This window comes from Sorangium sp. So ce296 (assembly GCF_051529605.1).
Taxonomy (GTDB): Bacteria; Myxococcota_A; Polyangia; order Polyangiales; family Polyangiaceae; genus Sorangium; species Sorangium cellulosum_D.
The window spans coordinates 9735534-9753368 of the sequence record NZ_CP150325.1; the positions used below are offsets into that span (position 1 = coordinate 9735534).

The window sequence follows — 17835 nt, forward strand, 5'->3', positions numbered from 1 at the left end:
CGTTCCGGGTTGGCGCCCCCGGAGCAGCGCTGTAGCCTGCCGCAGGAGGCTCGCTCATGGCCAAGGTGACCGCGCTGGGCATGGACACGATCACCGAGAAGTCCGGCCACCAGATGACCGGCATGGCCGTCAGCGTGTGCCTGACGCCGGCAGCGCCGAGCCCCTTGCCGATCCCCTATCCCACGATGGGCACGGTCGCCGAGGGGATCATCGATCCCTGCATGCGCACGAAGATCGAGGGGGCGAAGATCCTCACGGTGGGCGGCTGCATGAAGGCCTGTCACGGGAACGAGCCGGGCACGCTGAAAGAGGTCGTCAGCCTCAACACGAGCGGGCCGTGCTTCCCCTGGCTCGGGGCGCCCAACGTCTTCATCGAGCTCGGCATGGCCGGCATCACCGGCAGCATGGGGCAGATGAACAAGAGCATCACCGTCGGCGCGGGCGCCAGCGCGAGCGGCGCGGGCGGGGGCGGCGGAGGCGGCGGCGGCGGCAGCGGCGGCGCCGGCGGCCCGGGCGGCGGCGGCCCGCAGGGCGGGGGCAACGGCGGCGGGGGCGGCGGCGGATCGAGCAGCGGCGCCTCGCCGCCGAAGCCGCCCGCGCCGCCTCAGGCCGAGGGGCAGGCCGCCGCAGCGCACCCGATCGACGTGGTCACCGGGACCATGTACACGAACCCCAAGCTCGATGTCCTGCTCCCGGGCCCGTTCTCCGTCGGCCTCGTGCGCCGGTACGCGACCTCGGCGGTGCGCTCCCGCTGCGGGATGGGCTGGGGCTGGTCGCACAACCTGCACTGGTACGCGCGCAGGCAAGGCGACGGGCTCGTGCTCGTGGACCCCGATTTCCGCGAGGTGCACATCCCCGAGCCCGACAGCGATCAGGTGCTCGTGCTGCCTTACGGCGTCAAGGTGGGCCGCGTCGGCGGCGACCTCGTGGTGGACCTCGACGACGGCGCCGTGCGCGTGCTCCGCTACGATCCGGCGGAGCTGCGCTATTGCCTCGCGGAGCTGCGCGACGACGCGGGCAACGTGGTCGAGCTCGAGTGGCGCGAGGGCACGCTCGTGCGCCTCGTCGACTGCGCCGGCCGCGTCCTCACGGTCGAGCGGGACGGGAACCTCGTCGTACATCGGCTCTCGGTGACGGACGACGAGGGGAAGGTCCACCAGAGGACGCTCGTGGTCCTCGAGCTCGACGCCCGCGGCGATCTCGTGCGCGCCGTCGACGTGGGCGGCGTCGAGACGCTCTTCGCGTACGACGAGGATCACTACCTCGTCCGGGAGTCGTCGCCGGACGGCATCGATTACCACTTCGTCTACGCGGACGTCTCCGGCGAGCGCCGCTGTGTCGAGAGCTGGGGCGAGCTCCGGGGCGGCGACGTGCTGCGCGAGATCGGGTGCTCGCCGCCCGCCGGAGCGCCCAGGCCCAAAGGCATCTTCCATACGCGCCTGTCGTGGGGCCCCGAGCCGTTTCAGACGCACGTGATCGACGGCCTGGGTCAACGGCACCTCTACGTGGGCAACGCCTTCGGGCTCGTCACGGCCTACCAGGATCCGCGGGGGTACGTCACCCACTACAGCTACGACGGCTCCGGCCGGCTCCTCGCGATCCGGGACGCCGAGGGGCGCGTCGCACGCCGGCGCGTCGACATGTCGGGCAGGCACACCGAGGTCTCGGTGGGCGGCGATCTCCTGCGCGCCGTGCGCTTCGACGACGGCGCGGGGGCGGTGACCCTGACCGAGCCCGGAGGCGCGACGCGGCAGGTGCGCTACCAGGGATCGAGGGTGACCGAGGAGGTCGACGAGCTCGGCCGCTCCACCGTCTACGGCTACGACCCGCGGGGCCTGCTCGCGCAGGTGATCCACGCCGACGGCACGGAGGACGCTTACGCGTATGACGCGCACGGCAACGTCCGCGAGGTGAGCGCCGGCGGCGGGGTGGCGCGCTTCCGGTACGAGTTCGACCTGCTCGGCCGGCCCGTCCGCGCGGAGACCCCGAAGGGCATCCCGCTCGAGCTCGATTACGACTCTCGCGATTACGTGATCGCCATCCGGGAGCCCGGGGGCAAGGTCACGTACTTCGACTACGGCCCCACGGGGCACCTCATCGCCGAGCGGGCGCCGAACGGGCATGAGATCCGGTACCGCATGGTCGGCGACGTCACGGTGGAGTCGGTGCACAGCGACGGGCGCCGCTACCGCGCCGGCTACGACGCGCTGCTGCGCCTCGCCTGGATCGAGAACCCGGCGGGCGAGCGGCACCTCTTCGAGTACGACCCGTCCGGCAACATCCGCGCGGAGACGTCGTTCTCGGGCGTCCGCACGGAGTACGAGCACAGCGGGGTCGCCGAGATCGCCTCGGTGATGAAGGCGGACGGCTCCTGGGTGCGGCTGTCGAGCGACGCGATGGGCCGGCTGCGCGTGCGCGAGCACTCGACGGGCGAGCGCGAGGAGTACGGCTACGACGAGCGCGGCGGGCTGCTCTGCGCGAGGAGCGCCGCGTCGGAGGTCGTCTTCGTGCGCGATGCCGCGGGCCGGGTCCTGCGCGAGGAGCAGCGCCTCGGCGGCTTCCAGTTCGCGGTGTCCTACCGCTACGACGACGCCGGCCGCGTCGTGGAGCGGAGCTACTCCTCGGGCTGGCGCGTGACGACCGAGCGCCGCCCGGGCGACGGCGCGCCCACGGCATGGGAGGTCGCCGTGGACGAGGCGCGCGCCGCCCGGCTGACGCTCGCCTACGATGAGCGCGGGGTCGAGTCGGAGCGCGCGTTCGGAGAGGACGGGCCGCGCGTGATCACGCGGAGCGACCTGTACGGTCTGCCCATCCATCGGGCCGTGGTGTCGTCGACCGGCGGCGAGATCGCGGCGCGCTCGTATGCGTGGTCCAAGGCGGGGCCGATCGAGGTGGTGGACGACAGCCGCGCGGGGCAGCGGCGCTACGTGCTCGACGAGATGGGCCGCCCGCTGTCGGTGCAGGGGCTCGGCGCGAACGAGCAGCTCTCGTATTCCCCGCAGGGCACCCCGGTGCCCCGGGGCGAGGCGTGGTCGCTCGGCCCCGGGGGGCGCCCCGTGCGCACGGCCGGCGAGCACCTCGCCTGGGACGCCCTCGGCCGGCTGGCGCGCCGCACCTCGGCGGAGCGCGGAAAGAGCTTCGAGTACCGCTACGACGCGCTGAACCGCCTCGCGGCCGCGGTGCGCGACGACGGCCTCGTGATCCAGTTCCTCTACGACGCGCTCGGCCGCCGCGTCGCGATGACGATGGGCGGCGAGAGCGTCTGGTTCGGGTGGGACGGCGACTCCGCGGTCGAGGAGGTGGCGAGCGGGGGAGGGCGCGTGCGGCGCGTCTTCGCCGACGACGGCTGCACGCCGCTCCTCGAGGCGCGGCAAGGGGGCGACTTCCGCGCGGTCGTGACCGACGCCGCCGGCACGCCGTGGCTCTTCCTGTCCGCGGCCGGCGCCTTCGACGAGGTGGACTTCGGCGCGCTGGGCGATGTGACCCGCCGCTCCGGCGATCCAGGGACGCTGCGCTTCGCCGGGCAGCGCTGGGACGCCCCGACAGGCCTCTTCTACAACCGCCACCGCTACTACGATCCAGCGCTCGGCCTGTACATCACGCCCGATCCCGCGGGGCTCGCCGGGGCGTTCCACGAGCTCGGGTTCGTTCCGAACGTCACGCTGTACATCGACCCTTCGGGGCTCACGACGATCATCGTCGGCCAGCGCGGCGACAAGGCGATCGAGAGCCACAAGGCCAATCTGCAGAAGATGTATCCGGGGGCCACGGTGCTTTACCACGACGAGCTGAAGAACGCCCCGCTGGCGAACGAGAACCACGTGATCGTGTCGACGCACGGGTACCCGGGCGGGGTCGAGTGGGGAGAGAAGAAAAAATTCCTGGGGCTCATCCCTTACGGCAACCGGCCCACGATCAACGGGCAGCAGCTCGGGGACGCGCTGAAGGGCGCGGGCTTCAAGGGGGGGCCGGGCTCGCGCGTCGATCTGTCGACGTGCAACGGCGCGACGCCGCCGGATCCGAAGTGGGGTATCGGCAACGACAGCACGGCGCAGGGCGTCGCGAACGTCACGAAATCGAGCGTCTGGGGCGCCAAGTCGAACGACCCCGCCGCCACGTACCGCGGCGATGTCGAGGATATCTCGGGCAAGAAATGGTATCAGTTCTGGAAGAAGCCGAACAACTGGGGGCCTGGGATGATGGCGCCCGTCGGACAGAACCCGGTGAACGGGGCGATGAACCCGAGGCGAGATGTGTACGTCCGGAAGGGCGCCTACGTCGAGACCCGGTGAGGAGCTGAGCCATGCCGGCGCCCCGTCTCCCTCACGTCCCCGCGCGTCTGCCCTGGCCCGACACGACCGGGCCTGACCCTTCCCAGGCGGCGCTCGACGCGCTGTGGTCGAAGACGCGCGCGGTGCGCGTTTACCCCGGCGAGCTCGGTGAGCACGGGCCGCTCGCCCGAGCGCCCGCCGTGGAGCTCCGCGGCCCCGACATCGCCGAGCTCGCGCGTCTGCTCGCGTTCGAGGCGCCGCCGGAGCGCTTCCGGGTGCCGAGCCTCGGGCAGTGCGCGCTCGAGCTCCGGGGCCGCCTGTTCCGCGTCGGTCTGCTCGGGCTCGACGCGGAAGGGGCGCTCCGCGTCCTCGGCTGGGGCTCGGACGTCACGCTGCGCGAACCGGCGGCGGTCTTCGCGTGGATCGCGGAAAAGGGCGGGCCTTCTCTCGCGGAAGCGCGCCAGCAGGGGGCGCGCTAGCGCTCGGGGCAACGGCGTAAGGCTGAACGCCTCCCGAGCTCAGCTGGCGGGCCGCCCTGCTGGGTAGTTGTCGATTTTGCCCAGAGAGAGCCCACATGAAGGCGGGGAGGCGGGAAGATCATCAAGGTTTCTTCCCGCCTTCCCGCCTTCATGTTCAAATTTGACCACGACTCCCTGCTGAGCGGCTCCTCGTCCTCAGTATTCGTAAGCGTCGATCTCTGGTCCACCTCTTCATCTGGCTTCGTAAAGAAGTGTTTCTACGATTTCTTCGGGAGAAGAATCGTTGTTCAACCAGATGTCTTCGATCGTGTCGGCGCCCTCGAGCCCGATTCCCTTCTTGTCCAATGCCGTGGCCGCTTTGATGTGATCAATCTGAAGGACCCTGAATGAGTCGGAGATCGGGGCTCTCGCCACTCTCTCCATGATGATCAAATCTGCCGGAATCTGAGCTCGTTCAAGGGCGATGAGCCCAACGGACAATACGGCCGCAGCGGCGGCTGCAATGAAGAAATTCCGCTTTCCGAAGTGGCTCTTCATGCTCTTCCAGTTGATGGCCACATGGGAAAAAGCAAAGAGCACAAACGTTAGCCCCATCACCTCGTGCAACACCTCTGTGAAGCCGTCGGCTAAGTGGAAGAACATCAACACGCCGGAAAATCCGACAGAGATAAAGATGAATGCAAGAAAAGGGGTTACAAAAGTCCTGTTCAGCTTCATGCTCAATCCTGTGTTGAGGTCCTCGGACGCGCTGACGATCGCCGGAGCTCCCTCGAGGGCGCTGGGCGAGGTGGGCGGCGGCCCCGACTCCGCGTCATCGCAGCCGGCGAACGCGAGAACCGAGATGGCGGCCGCGATCATCGCGGCCGGTTTGGTACCAGCAGCGCCATTTACGGAGATCCTCCGCAGATGGTGTGCGGCCGCTGGACGCTGCTCGCCCACAGACGATTATTGAGTGCTTTATACACGTAATTCCGAAGGGGGCGCGCGTCAAGAAAAATGTGCATGATGCACGCTTCTGCCTGGTGACCGCCCACCCATCGCCGTGGCCGTGGCCAGTCGCGGTGCTCGCCGGGGTCGACCTCCGCTCTCTCCCGCCAGCTCGGCCCTCACCCCCCGCCGATCAGCGCCCGCAGCGCGTCCGCTTCCCGCTTCGCCCGCGCCGCGATCGGCACGAGCCCTACGAGGCACGGCGCCGGCACCTCCCGCGCGAGGATCACGCCGTTCTGGCTCCGGAACACGCGCACGCCGCGCGCCCGGAGCCGCGCTGGGCTGATCTCGAGCATCACGTCGACGTTCGCGCGCTTGCCCACCGCGCTGCCCGGCGCGTCGGTGCAGTGCACGTGCGTGCGCGCCGCCGGCCGGATCCCCTCGCGGGCGATGCTCCGGACCGCGCCCACGCTGGTGCCGTGCCAGATCGACGCGTCGCCGTGCACCTCCTCCCAGGACGCCTCCAGGCCGGCGAGCGTCACCGGCATCCCCTCGCGCGAGTGCCCCTGCGAGGCGCGCACCCGGTCGCCCCGGATCTCGAGGCGGTTCTTCGTGTTGGTCTCCACAACGGCGTCGAGCAGCGAGCGCGGTATCCCCAGCGCCCGCAGCACGTCGTCCACGGCCACCCAGCCTGCCTCGTCCATGGCGACGCCCATCGAGGGCGCCCCGTGGCGGAGCAGCCAGGAGAGCTTCTTGCTCATGTCGGTCAAGCGATCGCGGCCCATCGTCAAGCTCCATCCTTTCGAACGTCGGACGAGGAGAAGCATAAACACCCCGCTATCGCGCGGAAGAAGTATTTCTGGATACGCTATCGCGTTTCGCGATAGCGTCCCGGCATGCTCAACCTCGACTGGCTCGGCGCCTTCGTGGTCTTCTCCGAGCACCTCAACTTCACCCGCGCGGCGCGGGCGCTGCACGTCTCGCAGCCGGCGCTCCACGCCCAGATCGGCAAGCTCGGCGAGGCGCTCGGCGTCACGCTCTACCAGCGGCGCGGGCAGCGGCTGGAGCTCACGGCCGACGGCAAGCGCGTCGCCGCCTTCGGGCGCGAGGTGGGCGAGCGGACGCGCTCGTTCCTCGACGTCCTTCGCCACGGCGAGAGCCGGGAGCCGGTCGTGCTCTGCGCCGGCGAGGGCTCGTACCTGTACCTGCTCGGCGAGGGGATCCGCGCCTTCACCGCGCGCGCCGTCGCCCCGCTCCGCCTGCTCACGCGCGACCGCGAGGCCACGCTCGACGCCGTCGTGGCGGGCGAGGCGCACCTCGGCGTCGCGCCGCTCGAGGGCGCGCCGGACGGGCTCGCCGCCGACCGCTTCACCGAGGTCGAGCAGGTGCTCGTCGTCCCCGAGGCGCACCCGCTCGCCCGGAAGCGCCGCGTCCACCTGCGCGATCTCGAGGGGGCGCGGCTCGTGGTCCCCGCCCCAGGGCGGCCGCACCGGGCCGCCCTGGCGCAGGCGCTGCTCTCGGCCGGCGTCCGCTGGGAGCCGGCGGTCGAGGCGAACGGCTGGGAGCTGATGCTCCACTTCGTCCGGCTCGGCGTCGGCATCGCCGTGGTCAACGCCTGCTGCCGCCTGCCGCGCGGCCTCGTGGCGCGCCCGCTGCCCGAGCTGCCGCGCAAGGTCTTCTACGTCGTCTACCGGCGCGGCGTCGATCTCCAGGGCGGGCCCGCGGCGCTCCGGGACGCGCTGCTCGCGCACGGCGCCGCGTGGCAGCGCAAGCACGCGCGCGGCGCGCCGGCCGCGCCCGACGTCACGCCGAGCGCGCCGGCACGCCGGCGCTGAGCTCCCTCACCCGATCTCCGGGCTCAGGCCGCCTTCTTGGACTTCGACTTGCCCTGCTTCGCCTGCTTGCCGCCCATGTCGTCCGGGCGGCTCACCAGCTTCGAGAAGTAGCTCGGCTCGCCGTTCGCCTTGGCCTCCTGGTACACGAAGGCGAGGTTCGACTCCTCGAACTTGGCGAAGAAGTCGTCCCACGAGATCTCCTCCAGCGTGTCCTCCCCGCTGAACCCCGGGAAATCGATCCGGAGGACGCCGGGCTCCCCGTTCTTCTCGGTCCGCGTGACCGTCGCCGGGCGGCCGCCGCGCGCCTCGACCCACGCGCGGATCTCGTCGTGGTCGACCGTCATGTGGGACGAGTGGTCGTCCTCGGCGCCCTTTCCGCGGGGCTGCTTTCCGCGAGGCCGCTGCTCGGCGCCGCCGCGCTCGCCCTCGCCCTCGTCGAGGTCGATCTGGGCCTCCACCTCGATCTCCTGCGCGCCCTCGCCCGCCTGCCCGCCGCCCTTTCCGCGCGCCTGCTTGGCGTGCGACCGCTGCTCGGCGCCGCCGGGCTCCTTGTCGAGATCCATCTGGACCTCGATCTCGACGTCCAGCTCGCCGCCGCCGCTCCCGCCCTTCGCGCCGCTCGACTTCGCCTTGCTGCCGCCCTTCGCGGCGCCGGACGTGGATTTGCCCTTCTGGACCATGTCCTCCGGACGGCTCACCAGCTTGGAGAAGTTGCTCGTCTGCCCGTCCGCCGTCTTCTCCTGGTACACGAAGGCGAGGTTCGACTCCTCGAACTTGGCGAAGAAGTCGTCCCACGAGATCTCCTCGAGCGAGCCCTCCCCGCTGTAGCCGGGGAAATCGATGCGGAGGATGCCGGGCTCACCCTTCTTCTCGGTGCTCTTCACCGTCGCCGGGCGGCCTCCGCGCGATTCGGCCCACTGGCGGATCTCGTCGTGATCGATGGTCATCTTCGATGAATTGGCCGACATGGTCTCTCTCCTGTGCTCGTACGTCGATTTGGCTCGAGAACGGCAACCTGCGTGCCAGAGGACCATGAGAAGATCCGCGCGGGTGATGGACGGGCTCAGCCGTGGGCGGCCTGGAGCGGCGCGTACGCGCGGCGCGGTACGAGCCCGTCACGCCGTCGCGCGCCGCCGTCGCCCGTGTCGCGCGTGCGAGCCCGGCGTTATCGTGACGAGACCGAGCCGAAAAGGAAGGGAGCTCTGCCGTGGCCGAGCGCGGGCGCGACGAGGCAATCTGCCTCGACTGCGGCGAAATGCTGCCGATCCGATGGGATGATCATGAAAAGAAGGGTGGTTCCGTCCGCTATGTGGGGTCGGGCGCAGATGTCGAGTGTACGCGGGTGCGGCGCTTGACCAGCTCGCCGGCAAGGTTTTAGCTGCTCGGTGGGAGGCTGCGCGATGCGCGGAGTTCTATGAAAATGCACTCAGGCGAACGACAGGAGACGCCCTCAGCGAGGGTCGCGCGCCCGCTGCGCCGCGGGCGCCGGGGATGGGCTGCGGGGGCCGCGCGCGCCGCGCTCGCGTCGAGCGCCGCGGTGCTCGCGCTCGGGTGCGTGCTGGAGATCGACGCCCCCGGCGCGACGGGCAGCGGCGGCGCCGGCGGCAGCGGAACGGCGAGCGTCGGGGCCGGCGGCGAGGGCGGCGGAACGGCGAGCGGCGGGGCCGGCGGCGAGGGCGGCGCGGCGAGCGCCTCGGCGTCCGGCGGCAGCTGCCCGGGAGAGACAGACTGCTCCGGCGTATGCGTCGACACGGGCTCCGACCCGGCGAATTGCGGCGCGTGCGGCGACGCCTGCGCAGCAGGGGAGTCGTGCTGCGAGGGCGCGTGCGCCGATCTGAGCAGCGATGGGCTGCACTGCGGCGCTTGCGGCCATGGCTGTCAGGGTGGGCTGTGCAGCGACGCCGCGTGCCAGCCGGTCGTGCTCGCGGCGGCGGCCGGCGCTCCCCTCGCCGTCGCGGTGGACGCGACCCACGTCTACTGGACGCACCGGGATACGGACGAGATCATGAGCGCGCCCATCGACGGCGGCGAGGCGGTCACGATCGCAGAGAGCTGCCCGTCGTTCGGGATCGAGGTGAGCGCGACGGACGCGACCTGGACCTGCGCCGAGCTCGGCACCGTCTACAGGGCGCCGCTCGAAGGCGGCGAGCCCGTGCCGCTCGCGACCGGGCTGAACTTCCCGATGGGCCTCGCGCTGGACTCGACGAGCATCTATGTGGGCGACGACAGCGCGGTGAAGCGGATCCCGATCGGGGGAGGGGAGGCGGTGCAGCTCGCCGTGGGCAGCGGCTCCCGCCGCCTCGAGATCGACGACACCCACGTCTACTGGACCAACGCGGACGCGAGCACCATCCGGAAGGTGCCGATCGGGGGGGGCGAGGACGTGATCCTCGCGACCGGATACTTCGAGTCGCACGAGGTCGCGCTCGACGCGACCACCGTGTACTGGACGACCCCGGGCGAGGGGCCGAGCGTGGGCTCGGTGAACAAGGTGCCCAAGGCGGGGGGCGCGCCGGTGGCGCTCGCCAAGGGCCAGGCGTCCCCGTTCTTCATCGCGGTGGACGGGACCCACGTGTACTGGGTCAACGTGGCCGACGGCGAGATCAAGAGGGTGCCTGTCGACGGCGGCGAGGCGGTCGTGGTGATCTCCGGCGTATCGCCGAACGACCTGGCGGTCGACGGCACCAGCATCTACTGGACCGATGAGAGCGGCTTCGTGATGAAGCTGGCCAAGTAGGCGTCCGGCGCGCCGAAGGGACGAGGGAGGCCCACGCCGCAGCGCGCCAGCGCGTCTACCCGCTGCGCGAGCGCCGGGCGGGTGCTACCTAGCATCGAGCGGCGCAGGCCGCGCTGCCGAGGCCGAGCACGTGACCGCCGCGTACCATCTGCTCCTCCGAGCCGCTGTGCTCGCCGTGACCACGGCGACCACGACGCCGGCGGCCGCGCGCGAGCCTCGACCTCCTGCGGCTGCTTCCGCCACGGGCGCGCCGCGGTCCGCGCCGCCGTCGGCGCGCTCGCGTCGGCCCGCGCCGGCCCGGCCTGCCGCGCGCGCCCCGCAGCCCGCGCGCGCCCCGCAGCGCGCGCATGCCCCGCCGGCCGCGCCGGAGGCGCCGGAGGCTCCCCCGGTCGCGCCCGAGCCCGAGCCCGCGGCCTGGCGCGCCCTCGTGGTCGGCGGCGGCCCGCGGCCGCCCATGAACCAGGTGGCCATCGAAGGCCACGTCCGGTACTTCCAGTCGCTGCTCCCGGCCACGGTGGAGCGCCGCGTCCTCTTCGCCGACGGGAGCCGGGGCACGCGGAGCGTGCAGTTCCTCGACGGCCTCCGCATGCGCTACCGCGCGCCCAGGCTGCCGCGCATCGACGGCGCGACGACCCGCCGCGGGTTCGACGCGATCTGGCGCAAGTTCGTCCGCGCGCGCCCGGCCGACCCGCTGCTCCTGTACTTCGCCGGCCACGGGAGCCCGGATCCGCGGCGCGATCTCGACAACAACGTGTTCGACCTCTGGGGCGGCGGGGGGCTGTCCGTGCGCGACCTCGCCGCCCGCATGGAGGAGCTGCCCGACGACACGCCCGTCGTCCTCGTCATGGCCCAGTGCTTCTCCGGCGCCTTCGCGAACCTCCTCTTCGAGGGCGGCCGGCCCGACGGCGAGCTCGTCGAGCGCGACGTCGTGGGGTTCTTCGCGGCGACCCGGGACCGCCCCGCGTCGGGCTGCACGCCCGAGATCAACGAGGCGGATTACACCGACTTCAGCAGCTACTTCTTCGCCGCCCTCTCGGGCGTCGATCGCCTCGGCAACCGCGTCGTCGGCGCCGATTTCGACCAGAACCGGTTCGTGGGGATGAACGAGGCGTTCGCGTACGCCCTCCTCCACCAGGCGACCGGCGACGTGCCGGTCGCGACGTCCGATGTGTTCCTCCGCCGCTTCGTGAACAAGCCCGATCACGAGACCATGGCGACGCCCTATGCCAGGGTCCTCTCGTGGTCGAGCCCGGCCGAGCGGGCCGCCCTCGAGGGCCTGTCGGACGCGCTCGGCCTCCGCGGCGAGCACCGGCTGCGGGCGGCGTACGATCGCGAGTTCGGGCCGGGCGCGGGCCGGAGCGACGTGGAGGACGTGACGTCGGCGCACCGGCTGCGGTTCATCCGGCTCGCCAAGAGCGTGGTGCTGGCGAGGGCGCTGCGGCAGAGCGGCGATCGCGCCCTGATCGAGCGCTTCGAGCGGCTGCGCGCCGCCGAGGCGCGCAACCCGCTCGCCGAGGCCAAGGCGGCGAGCCAGGCGCGACAGGACACGAGGCGGCGCGCCGCCCGGTGACCCGGCGGCGGCCTCGCCGGCCTCCCCAGGGCTCCGCCACGGCGCTCGGCGCGAGGCGCCGCGCGCGTCAGGGCGCGGACTTCTCCTCCACCTGCATCGCGAAGAGATCCGTCACGCCGGGGTCGATTCCCATCTGCGTGAGCAGGGTGGTCACCTGGCCGCGGTGATGGGTCTGATGATTGAAGAAATGGCCCACGGTCCACCAGAGCGGCTGGGTCAACACCGTGCCGCCCCGCGTGAACGTCAGGTCGCCCGAGAGCGCCTGCTCATCGATGGCGTGCACCCAGGCGAGGATGTCCGCGTCCGTCCTGGCGCGCTCGCGGGAGAGATCGTCGAAGTCCGCGTAGAGCTCCTGCGACAGCGAGGTGATCTCGATGGCCTTGCCGCTCGCGTCGCGCACGGCGAACCGCTCCTCGTCGCGGGTGAAGCGCACCATCCACCTGCGATCGGCGAGCAGGATGTGGTTCAACGTGCCGTGGATCGACCTGAAGAAGGCGCCGCGATCGCGCTTGCGCTCCGCGTCGTCGAGCTTGCCGACAAGCGCATAGAGCTTGTCGTTCATCCACAGGTTGTAGCGAGCCAATGCGCGATACTGATCTACCCAGCTCATGAGTCAACCCTCGTCCGTCCAGGTGCAGGCACGCACCCTATCACGCCCCGCCGCGACCGCGAACCCCGGCCAGCGCCGCCGCGGACATTGGCGTCGCCGCGCGCGGCGTCGACCGGCCGGCCCGCGCCACCCTCGCGGGCGGCGCGCCTCGGACGCATCACCGCCGTCGCGCGCTGCGACCGAGATCGCGCTTGCTCGGTCCGCTATCGCGGACTATTGTCCTCGATAACAGACACGTGGTGATCGGCGAGATCTCCCGGTTCGGAGCCGCCTTTCGCCCATTTTCACCTCCTCTCCCAAGGAGCCACGATGGTCAGCCTTGCGCTCGATTCAGCTGTCCTGGCCGAGACGTACGATCGCGTCAGCGATCGGCAGTTCAACCACGGAAAGCTGCTCATCGAAGATCTCCAGATTTCCCCGGGCGAGCGCGTCCTCGACGTCGGGTGCGGGACCGGTCGGCTCGGGGCGCATGTCGCCGAGCTGGTCGGCCCGTCCGGCGAGGTGGCCGGCGTCGATCCGCTGCCGCTCCGCGTCGAGCTGGCGAACAAGAAGCGCCGGCCGAACTTCCGCGCCAGCGTCGGTCAGGCCGAGGATCTCTCGCAGTTCGCCGCCGGGAGCTTCGATGTCGTGTTCCTGAACAGCGTGCTCCACTGGCTGCCCGAGAAGCTCGGCCCGCTGCGCGAGGCGCGCCGCGTGCTCAAGCGGGGAGGGCGCATCGGCATCAGCTCTGCGGCCAAGGAGCGCCCGCACGAGGTCGAAGTGGCGCTCGAGAGCGCGCTGTCGTCGCTCGGCCTGGCCGGCACCGCGGAGACGCTCGGCAATACCACCTACAAGGTGACCTCCGACGACCTGAGGGACACCCTCCTGCGCGCCGGCTTCGAGGATCCGAAGCTCCAGATCCGCACCTTCACGGATCACTTCGCGGCCACGGACGATGTGATCGAGTTCTACCTGGCCAGCTCGTTCGGCAATCTCCTGTCCAGCCTCCCTTCGGCGGACGCCGCGCGGGTCAAGGCGGCGCTCGAGGCCGAGCTCGAGCGCCGCCGCGCGCCGGAGGGGATCCGGCTGCGACGTCACCTGATCTTCGCCGTCGCGCGCGCGGGCGGCTGAGCGGCAGCCGACGATCTCCGCACGTCGCCGCGCCCGTGCTCGGGCACACCTGAGCGCGCGGCCGTGGTAGGTTCGCGGCCTCCGTGCTGCCGGCCACCAAGGTAAAGCGACCCGCGGCCGAACCAGCGCCCGATCCGGAGGACGCGCCCCGCGCGGACCACGACGCCGCGGGGCGCGCGTGGTCGTGGCTCGCGCCGTGCGCCGTCTTCGGGGCGGTCGCGTCGATGTCGCGCTCGTTCGTGTCCAACCAGAACACGTACCTCGTGCACGCGGCGCGGAGCTCCGGCGCCTACCCGGAGCTCGCGGCCGACTGGTTCGCGCACACGGCGGATCCCACGCCGTTCTTCACGGGGCTCGTGGCCCCGCTGCTCGCGCTCGCCGGCCCCGGCGTCCTGCCGGCGCTGAACGCGATCCTCACCGCCGCGTGCCTCGCGGCGATCGTCCTCGCGGCCGAGGCGCTCGTGCCCGACGGCGCGCCGCGCGCCCCGCGGTGGGTCGTCGCCTGCGCGCTCGCGGTCGCGTGGCTCGCCAGCCCTCGCGCTCAATACGGCTTCGCGGGGGTCGCCGACCAGCAGGTGCTCCGCAACTTCCTCCAGCCGGCGAATTTCGGCGCGCTGCTCCTCGTCGGCCTCGCCCTGCTGCTCCGCGGGCGCCCGCGCGCCGGCGCGGCGATCGCCGCGCTGGCGGCGGTCATGCACCCCACGTACATCCCTTCCGTGCTGCTCCTCGTCGGCGCGGCGCTCGCGCTCGACCGCGGCGCCCCGTGGCGGCGCAAGGCGGTCGCGGCCGCGCTCGCCGGGGCCGTGCTCGCGCCCCCGCTCCTCTGGACGGCGACGCGCTTCGCCCCCTCCGACCCCGCGACGTTCCGCGCCGCGCAGAGGATCCTCGCCGACGAGCGCATCCCGCACCACACGAGCCCGCAGCTCTGGTTCGATCTCGGGGCCGTCCTGTGCGCGCTGATCGTCGCGGCGGCCCTCCTGATCGCGCGGCGGTCCGGCAAGGCGCTGCTCGGCGCGTACGCGGGCGTCTGCGTGCTCGGCACGCTCGCGGCCGCCGCCTTTCCGCAGCTGTACACGCTGCGGCTCGCCTTCCCGTGGCGGATCTCCACCTGGCTCGTGCCGCTCTCCACCGCCGTGCTGTTCACGGCGCTCCTCGGCCGCCTGATGCGCCGCCCAGCGCGGCGCGTCCTGCCGGGCATCGCCGCGGGCGTGTGGGTGATCGCGACGGCCGTCGCCGTGCGCCAGGGGCTGCACCGCCTGCGGCCCCGCGAGGAGCCGGGCGTCGCGCTCGCCCGCGAAGCGCGGCGCCGGGGGGCGGCGACGGACGTGATCGTCAGCCCCCCGTCCTGGGAGCACCTGCGCCTCAACGCGCCCGCGGCGATCTTCGCGGACTGGAAGTCGCACCCGTACGCGGACCGCGAGGTGCTCGAGTGGGACCGCCGCCTCCGGCTCCTCTCCGAGCTCTACGCGGGGGCGGGCGCCCTCTCGTGCGGCGCGCTCGCGCCGATCCTCGCGAGCGCGCCCGCGGCGCGCTGGGTGATCGTGCCGCGGGGCGCCTCGCTCCCGTGCCCGGGCGTCGAGCTCGCCGTCGAGGCCGCGGACGGCAGCCTCTATCGCGTGCTCGCCGCGCCGCCTCCGGGCTAGCGCGCGGCGGTTGCGCGGCCGCTCGCCTCTGCGAGGATACGGCGCCGAGAGGGGCCGGGAGCCCGGCGGAGCGCCTTCGGGCGGCGCTCTCCGAGGAGAGCCCGCCTCCCGGAGGCCAGGTGAGCGAACGACTCGACGTTGAGGTGCTGAACCGCCGCGAGGCGCTCGAGGCGCTGCGGGAGCCGTGGAGCGCGCTGTGGGAACGATGCCCGGCGGCGACGGTGTTCCAGCGGCCGGAGTGGCTGATCCCGTGGTGCCGCGAGCTCGGGCCCGAGGAGGTGCTGGCCCTGGCGTTCCGGTCGGAGCAGGGGCTGGTCGGCCTCGCGCCCCTCGCGATCCACCACTACCGCGGCGAGCGCCTCGTCGCGCTGCTCGGCGCCGGGCTCACCGACTACAACGACGTCCTGGCCGCGCCCGGGTACGAGCGCGCGGTCGCGGAGGCGGTGCTCGCGTACCTCGACGAGCGCGCGGACGCCTGGGACGTCGCGGATCTCCACGACCTGCGCGGGTCGTCGCCCCTGTTCGCGGCCGAGGCGCCCGCTGGCTGGTCGGACGAGATCGAGAAGCACGAGGCGTGTCCGAGGGTGACGATCCCGGAGGGCGCCGGGCCGGACGAGCTGTTCTCGCCGGGGATGCGCGCGCGCGTCAGCCGCGCGCGGAAGCGGCTCGCGAAGGCCGGCGCGCTGCGCGTCGACGTGGCCGACGCGTCGAGCGTGGACGAGCTGCTCGACGCGCTGTTCGCGAACCACCGGGCGCGCTGGGTCTCGCGCGGGGAGGGCGGGGTGCTGGACGAGGCGCTCCGGCCGTTCCACCGCGCGGTCGCGCGGGGGCTGTGCGCGCGGGGCGCGCTGCGGCTGTTCGGCCTGCGGCTCGACGGGCGGGTGATCGCGTCGCTCTACGGGCTGGCCGAGCGGGGCGGCATGGCGTCGTACATCACCGGCTTCGATCCGGAGTTCGCGTGGTACAGCCCTGGGCTCGTGATGCTCGCCAGCGCGATCGAGCACGCGGCGGCCGAGGGCGCGCGGACCGTGGACTTCCTCCGCGGCCGCGAGCCGTACAAGTACGAGTGGGGCGCCGTCGACCGCTGGACGTACCGCCGGCGGCTGCGGCACCGGCGCGCGCGCGAGGCCGGGCAGGAGGCCGGGCAGGGCGCGCTCGAGGGCGCGGTGGCGGCCGTGATGGCCGGCGAGGCGTCGCCGGAGGTCGGCCTGGTGCGGCTGCTCGGCGCGGCCGGGGACCTCGCGGACGCCGCGCGCGCGATCGAGGCCGCGCGGCCCGCGGCAGGGGAGGCGGCCGCGCGGCTCGAGGCGCTGCGCCGCTGCCTGGACGAGCGGCGCGCCGCGTGCGCGACGGTGGCGGAGATGCTGGGCGCGCACCGCGACGCGGGCGTCGCCGGGCCGGACGCGCCGGCGCGCGCCGCGCGGCTGTTCGACGAGCTCTGCGCGCGCTCGGAGGAGGCGAGCGTCGCGGCGTACTCGCTCGGCGATCCGGCGCTCCTCGAGCGGGCGACGGGGGAGGTGGTCGAGCTCCTCGAGCGGTGGGGCGCGATCGGGGAGGACCGCGCGATCCTGCAGATCGGCTGCGGGATCGGCCGCTTCGAGGCGGCGCTCGCGCCGCGGGTGCGCGAGGCGTGGGGGCTCGACGTCGCGCCGCGGATGATCGAGGCCGCGCGCCGCCGCTGCGCGGGGCTGCCGAACGTCGCGCTCGCGGTCTCGTCGGGCGTCGATCTCGGCGACGTGCCGTCTTCCCGCTTCGATCTCGTGTACGCGGTCGACTCGTTCCCGTACCTCGTGGCGGCGGGCGAGGCGGTCGTGGATCGGCACGTCGCGGAGGCGCGCCGGGTGCTGCGGCCGGGCGGGGAGCTCGCGATCCTGAGCTACTCGTACCGGGGCGACCTCGCGCGCGATGCGGCCGACGTGGCGCGGCTCGCGGCCCGCCACGGGTTCGACGTCCTGGTGAGCGGCGAGCGGGCGTTCTCGCTGTGGGACGGGCGGGCGTACCGGCTGCGGAGGATCGAGGACCGGTGAGGCACCGCCTTCCCAGAGGCAGCCCGCCGCCCGCGAACCGGCGTCGGAACCCTGCCCGACCGGCGGCGTCGCGAGGAAGAAGCGCCGCCGCGCGCCGTATGCATCGGCAGAAGGTACTTGACATGAAGACCACGACCTACCGCGCGTTCGCCCTCGTCCTCCTCTCCTGCCTCACCCTGCCTGCCTGCGCCGCCGTGGAGCTCAACCCGGGTGCGGAGAAGGTCATCGTCACCAAGCAGCCGGCCCCCGAAGGATGCCGGTTCCTCGGCACGCTCGTCGGAGAGCAGGGCGGCTCCATCTCCGGGAAGTTCACCAGCAACGCCAACCTGCAGAAGGGGGCGGTGAACGACATGAAGAACCAGGCCCACGATCTGGGCGGCAACTACGTGGTCCTCGAGAACACGAACGCCGGCACCACCATCTCCGGCGATCGGGACAGCATGTCCGGCGAGCAGACCGACGTCACCCACATGGGCAACGCGTACAGCTGCCCGCCCCAGCTCGTCGGCCTGTAACCTCCCCCGCGCCAGCGAGCCGGCCGCGGCGATGGCCCGCGGTCCGAGGCCCCCGCCGGAAGCGCCGGCGGGGGCCTCGCGCCGTCCGGCAGCAACGCGGCGCGCCTGGGC

13 protein-coding genes are annotated in these 17835 nt (G+C 72.6%); 9 read left to right on the top strand and 4 right to left on the bottom strand.

From position 1 onward, the window contains the following. Positions 1–56: 56 nt before the first annotated feature. Both WME98_RS36105 and WME98_RS36110 read left to right on the top strand, forming a co-directional pair. Positions 57–4292, top strand: coding sequence for a PAAR-like domain-containing protein (locus WME98_RS36105; protein WP_437946183.1), 4236 nt, complete (start codon positions 57–59; stop codon positions 4290–4292). 11 nt (positions 4293–4303) lie between these two features. Beyond that, positions 4304–4750, top strand: coding sequence for a hypothetical protein (locus tag WME98_RS36110; protein WP_437946184.1), 447 nt, complete (start codon positions 4304–4306; stop codon positions 4748–4750). A 231-nt stretch (positions 4751–4981) separates the two neighbouring features. Here the strand turns inward: WME98_RS36110 and WME98_RS36115 are convergent, their stop codons facing one another. Continuing rightward, positions 4982–5689 carry a DUF4405 domain-containing protein gene (locus WME98_RS36115; protein WP_437946185.1) on the bottom strand — a complete coding sequence of 236 codons (708 nt, stop codon included), beginning with the start codon at positions 5687–5689 and terminating at the stop codon, positions 4982–4984. Positions 5690–5856: 167 nt separating this feature from the next. Further along, positions 5857–6462: an RNA 2'-phosphotransferase gene (locus WME98_RS36120; RefSeq protein WP_437946187.1), complete on the bottom strand. Its 606-nt coding sequence runs from the start codon at positions 6460–6462 to the stop codon at positions 5857–5859. Positions 6463–6573: 111 nt separating this feature from the next. Between WME98_RS36120 and WME98_RS36125 the strand changes: the two genes are divergently transcribed. After that, positions 6574–7512: a LysR family transcriptional regulator gene (locus WME98_RS36125; RefSeq protein WP_437946188.1), complete on the top strand. Its 939-nt coding sequence runs from the start codon at positions 6574–6576 to the stop codon at positions 7510–7512. A 23-nt stretch (positions 7513–7535) separates the two neighbouring features. Here WME98_RS36125 and WME98_RS36130 read toward each other — a convergent pair whose 3' ends face one another. Beyond that, positions 7536–8480, bottom strand: coding sequence for a hypothetical protein (locus WME98_RS36130; RefSeq protein ID WP_437946189.1), 945 nt, complete (start codon positions 8478–8480; stop codon positions 7536–7538). 446 nt (positions 8481–8926) lie between these two features. Between WME98_RS36130 and WME98_RS36135 the strand changes: the two genes are divergently transcribed. Then, on the top strand, positions 8927–10249 hold the full coding sequence (locus tag WME98_RS36135) for a hypothetical protein (RefSeq protein ID WP_437946190.1): 1323 nt from the start codon (positions 8927–8929) through the stop codon (positions 10247–10249). A 130-nt stretch (positions 10250–10379) separates the two neighbouring features. Beyond that, positions 10380–11819: a hypothetical protein gene (locus WME98_RS36140; RefSeq protein ID WP_437946191.1), complete on the top strand. Its 1440-nt coding sequence runs from the start codon at positions 10380–10382 to the stop codon at positions 11817–11819. Between the two features lie 67 nt (positions 11820–11886). Here the strand turns inward: WME98_RS36140 and WME98_RS36145 are convergent, their stop codons facing one another. Further along, on the bottom strand, positions 11887–12429 hold the full coding sequence (locus tag WME98_RS36145; protein WP_437946192.1) for a DinB family protein: 543 nt from the start codon (positions 12427–12429) through the stop codon (positions 11887–11889). A gap of 309 nt (positions 12430–12738) precedes the next feature. On the opposite strand from WME98_RS36145, the gene WME98_RS36150 reads away from it, so the two are divergent. From WME98_RS36150 to WME98_RS36165, 4 genes are all read left to right on the top strand, one after another. Next, positions 12739–13539, top strand: a complete 801-nt coding sequence (locus tag WME98_RS36150; protein WP_437946193.1) for a methyltransferase domain-containing protein — start codon at positions 12739–12741, stop codon at positions 13537–13539. A gap of 83 nt (positions 13540–13622) precedes the next feature. After that, positions 13623–15182, top strand: a complete 1560-nt coding sequence (locus tag WME98_RS36155; RefSeq protein ID WP_437946194.1) for a DUF6798 domain-containing protein — start codon at positions 13623–13625, stop codon at positions 15180–15182. Between the two features lie 119 nt (positions 15183–15301). Beyond that, entirely contained in the window at positions 15302–17209 is a 1908-nt protein-coding gene (locus WME98_RS36160) for a GNAT family N-acetyltransferase (protein ID WP_437946196.1), read from the top strand. Positions 17210–17331: 122 nt separating this feature from the next. After that, positions 17332–17724 carry a DUF4156 domain-containing protein gene (locus tag WME98_RS36165; RefSeq protein WP_437726777.1) on the top strand — a complete coding sequence of 131 codons (393 nt, stop codon included), beginning with the start codon at positions 17332–17334 and terminating at the stop codon, positions 17722–17724. Positions 17725–17835: the final 111 nt, after the last annotated feature.

Excerpts from the sequence above, each read along its gene's own strand:
- WME98_RS36105 (WP_437946183.1), top strand. The coding sequence starts at position 57 with ATGGCCAAGGTGACCGCGCTGGGCATGGACACGATCACCGAGAAGTCC.
- WME98_RS36130 (WP_437946189.1), bottom strand. The coding sequence starts at position 8,480 with ATGTCGGCCAATTCATCGAAGATGACCATCGATCACGACGAGATCCGC.
- WME98_RS36120 (WP_437946187.1), bottom strand. The coding sequence starts at position 6,462 with ATGGGCCGCGATCGCTTGACCGACATGAGCAAGAAGCTCTCCTGGCTG.
- WME98_RS36165 (WP_437726777.1), top strand. The coding sequence starts at position 17,332 with ATGAAGACCACGACCTACCGCGCGTTCGCCCTCGTCCTCCTCTCCTGC.
- WME98_RS36135 (WP_437946190.1), top strand. The coding sequence starts at position 8,927 with ATGAAAATGCACTCAGGCGAACGACAGGAGACGCCCTCAGCGAGGGTC.
- WME98_RS36125 (WP_437946188.1), top strand. The coding sequence starts at position 6,574 with ATGCTCAACCTCGACTGGCTCGGCGCCTTCGTGGTCTTCTCCGAGCAC.
- WME98_RS36145 (WP_437946192.1), bottom strand. The coding sequence starts at position 12,429 with ATGAGCTGGGTAGATCAGTATCGCGCATTGGCTCGCTACAACCTGTGG.
- WME98_RS36150 (WP_437946193.1), top strand. The coding sequence starts at position 12,739 with ATGGTCAGCCTTGCGCTCGATTCAGCTGTCCTGGCCGAGACGTACGAT.
- WME98_RS36110 (WP_437946184.1), top strand. The coding sequence starts at position 4,304 with ATGCCGGCGCCCCGTCTCCCTCACGTCCCCGCGCGTCTGCCCTGGCCC.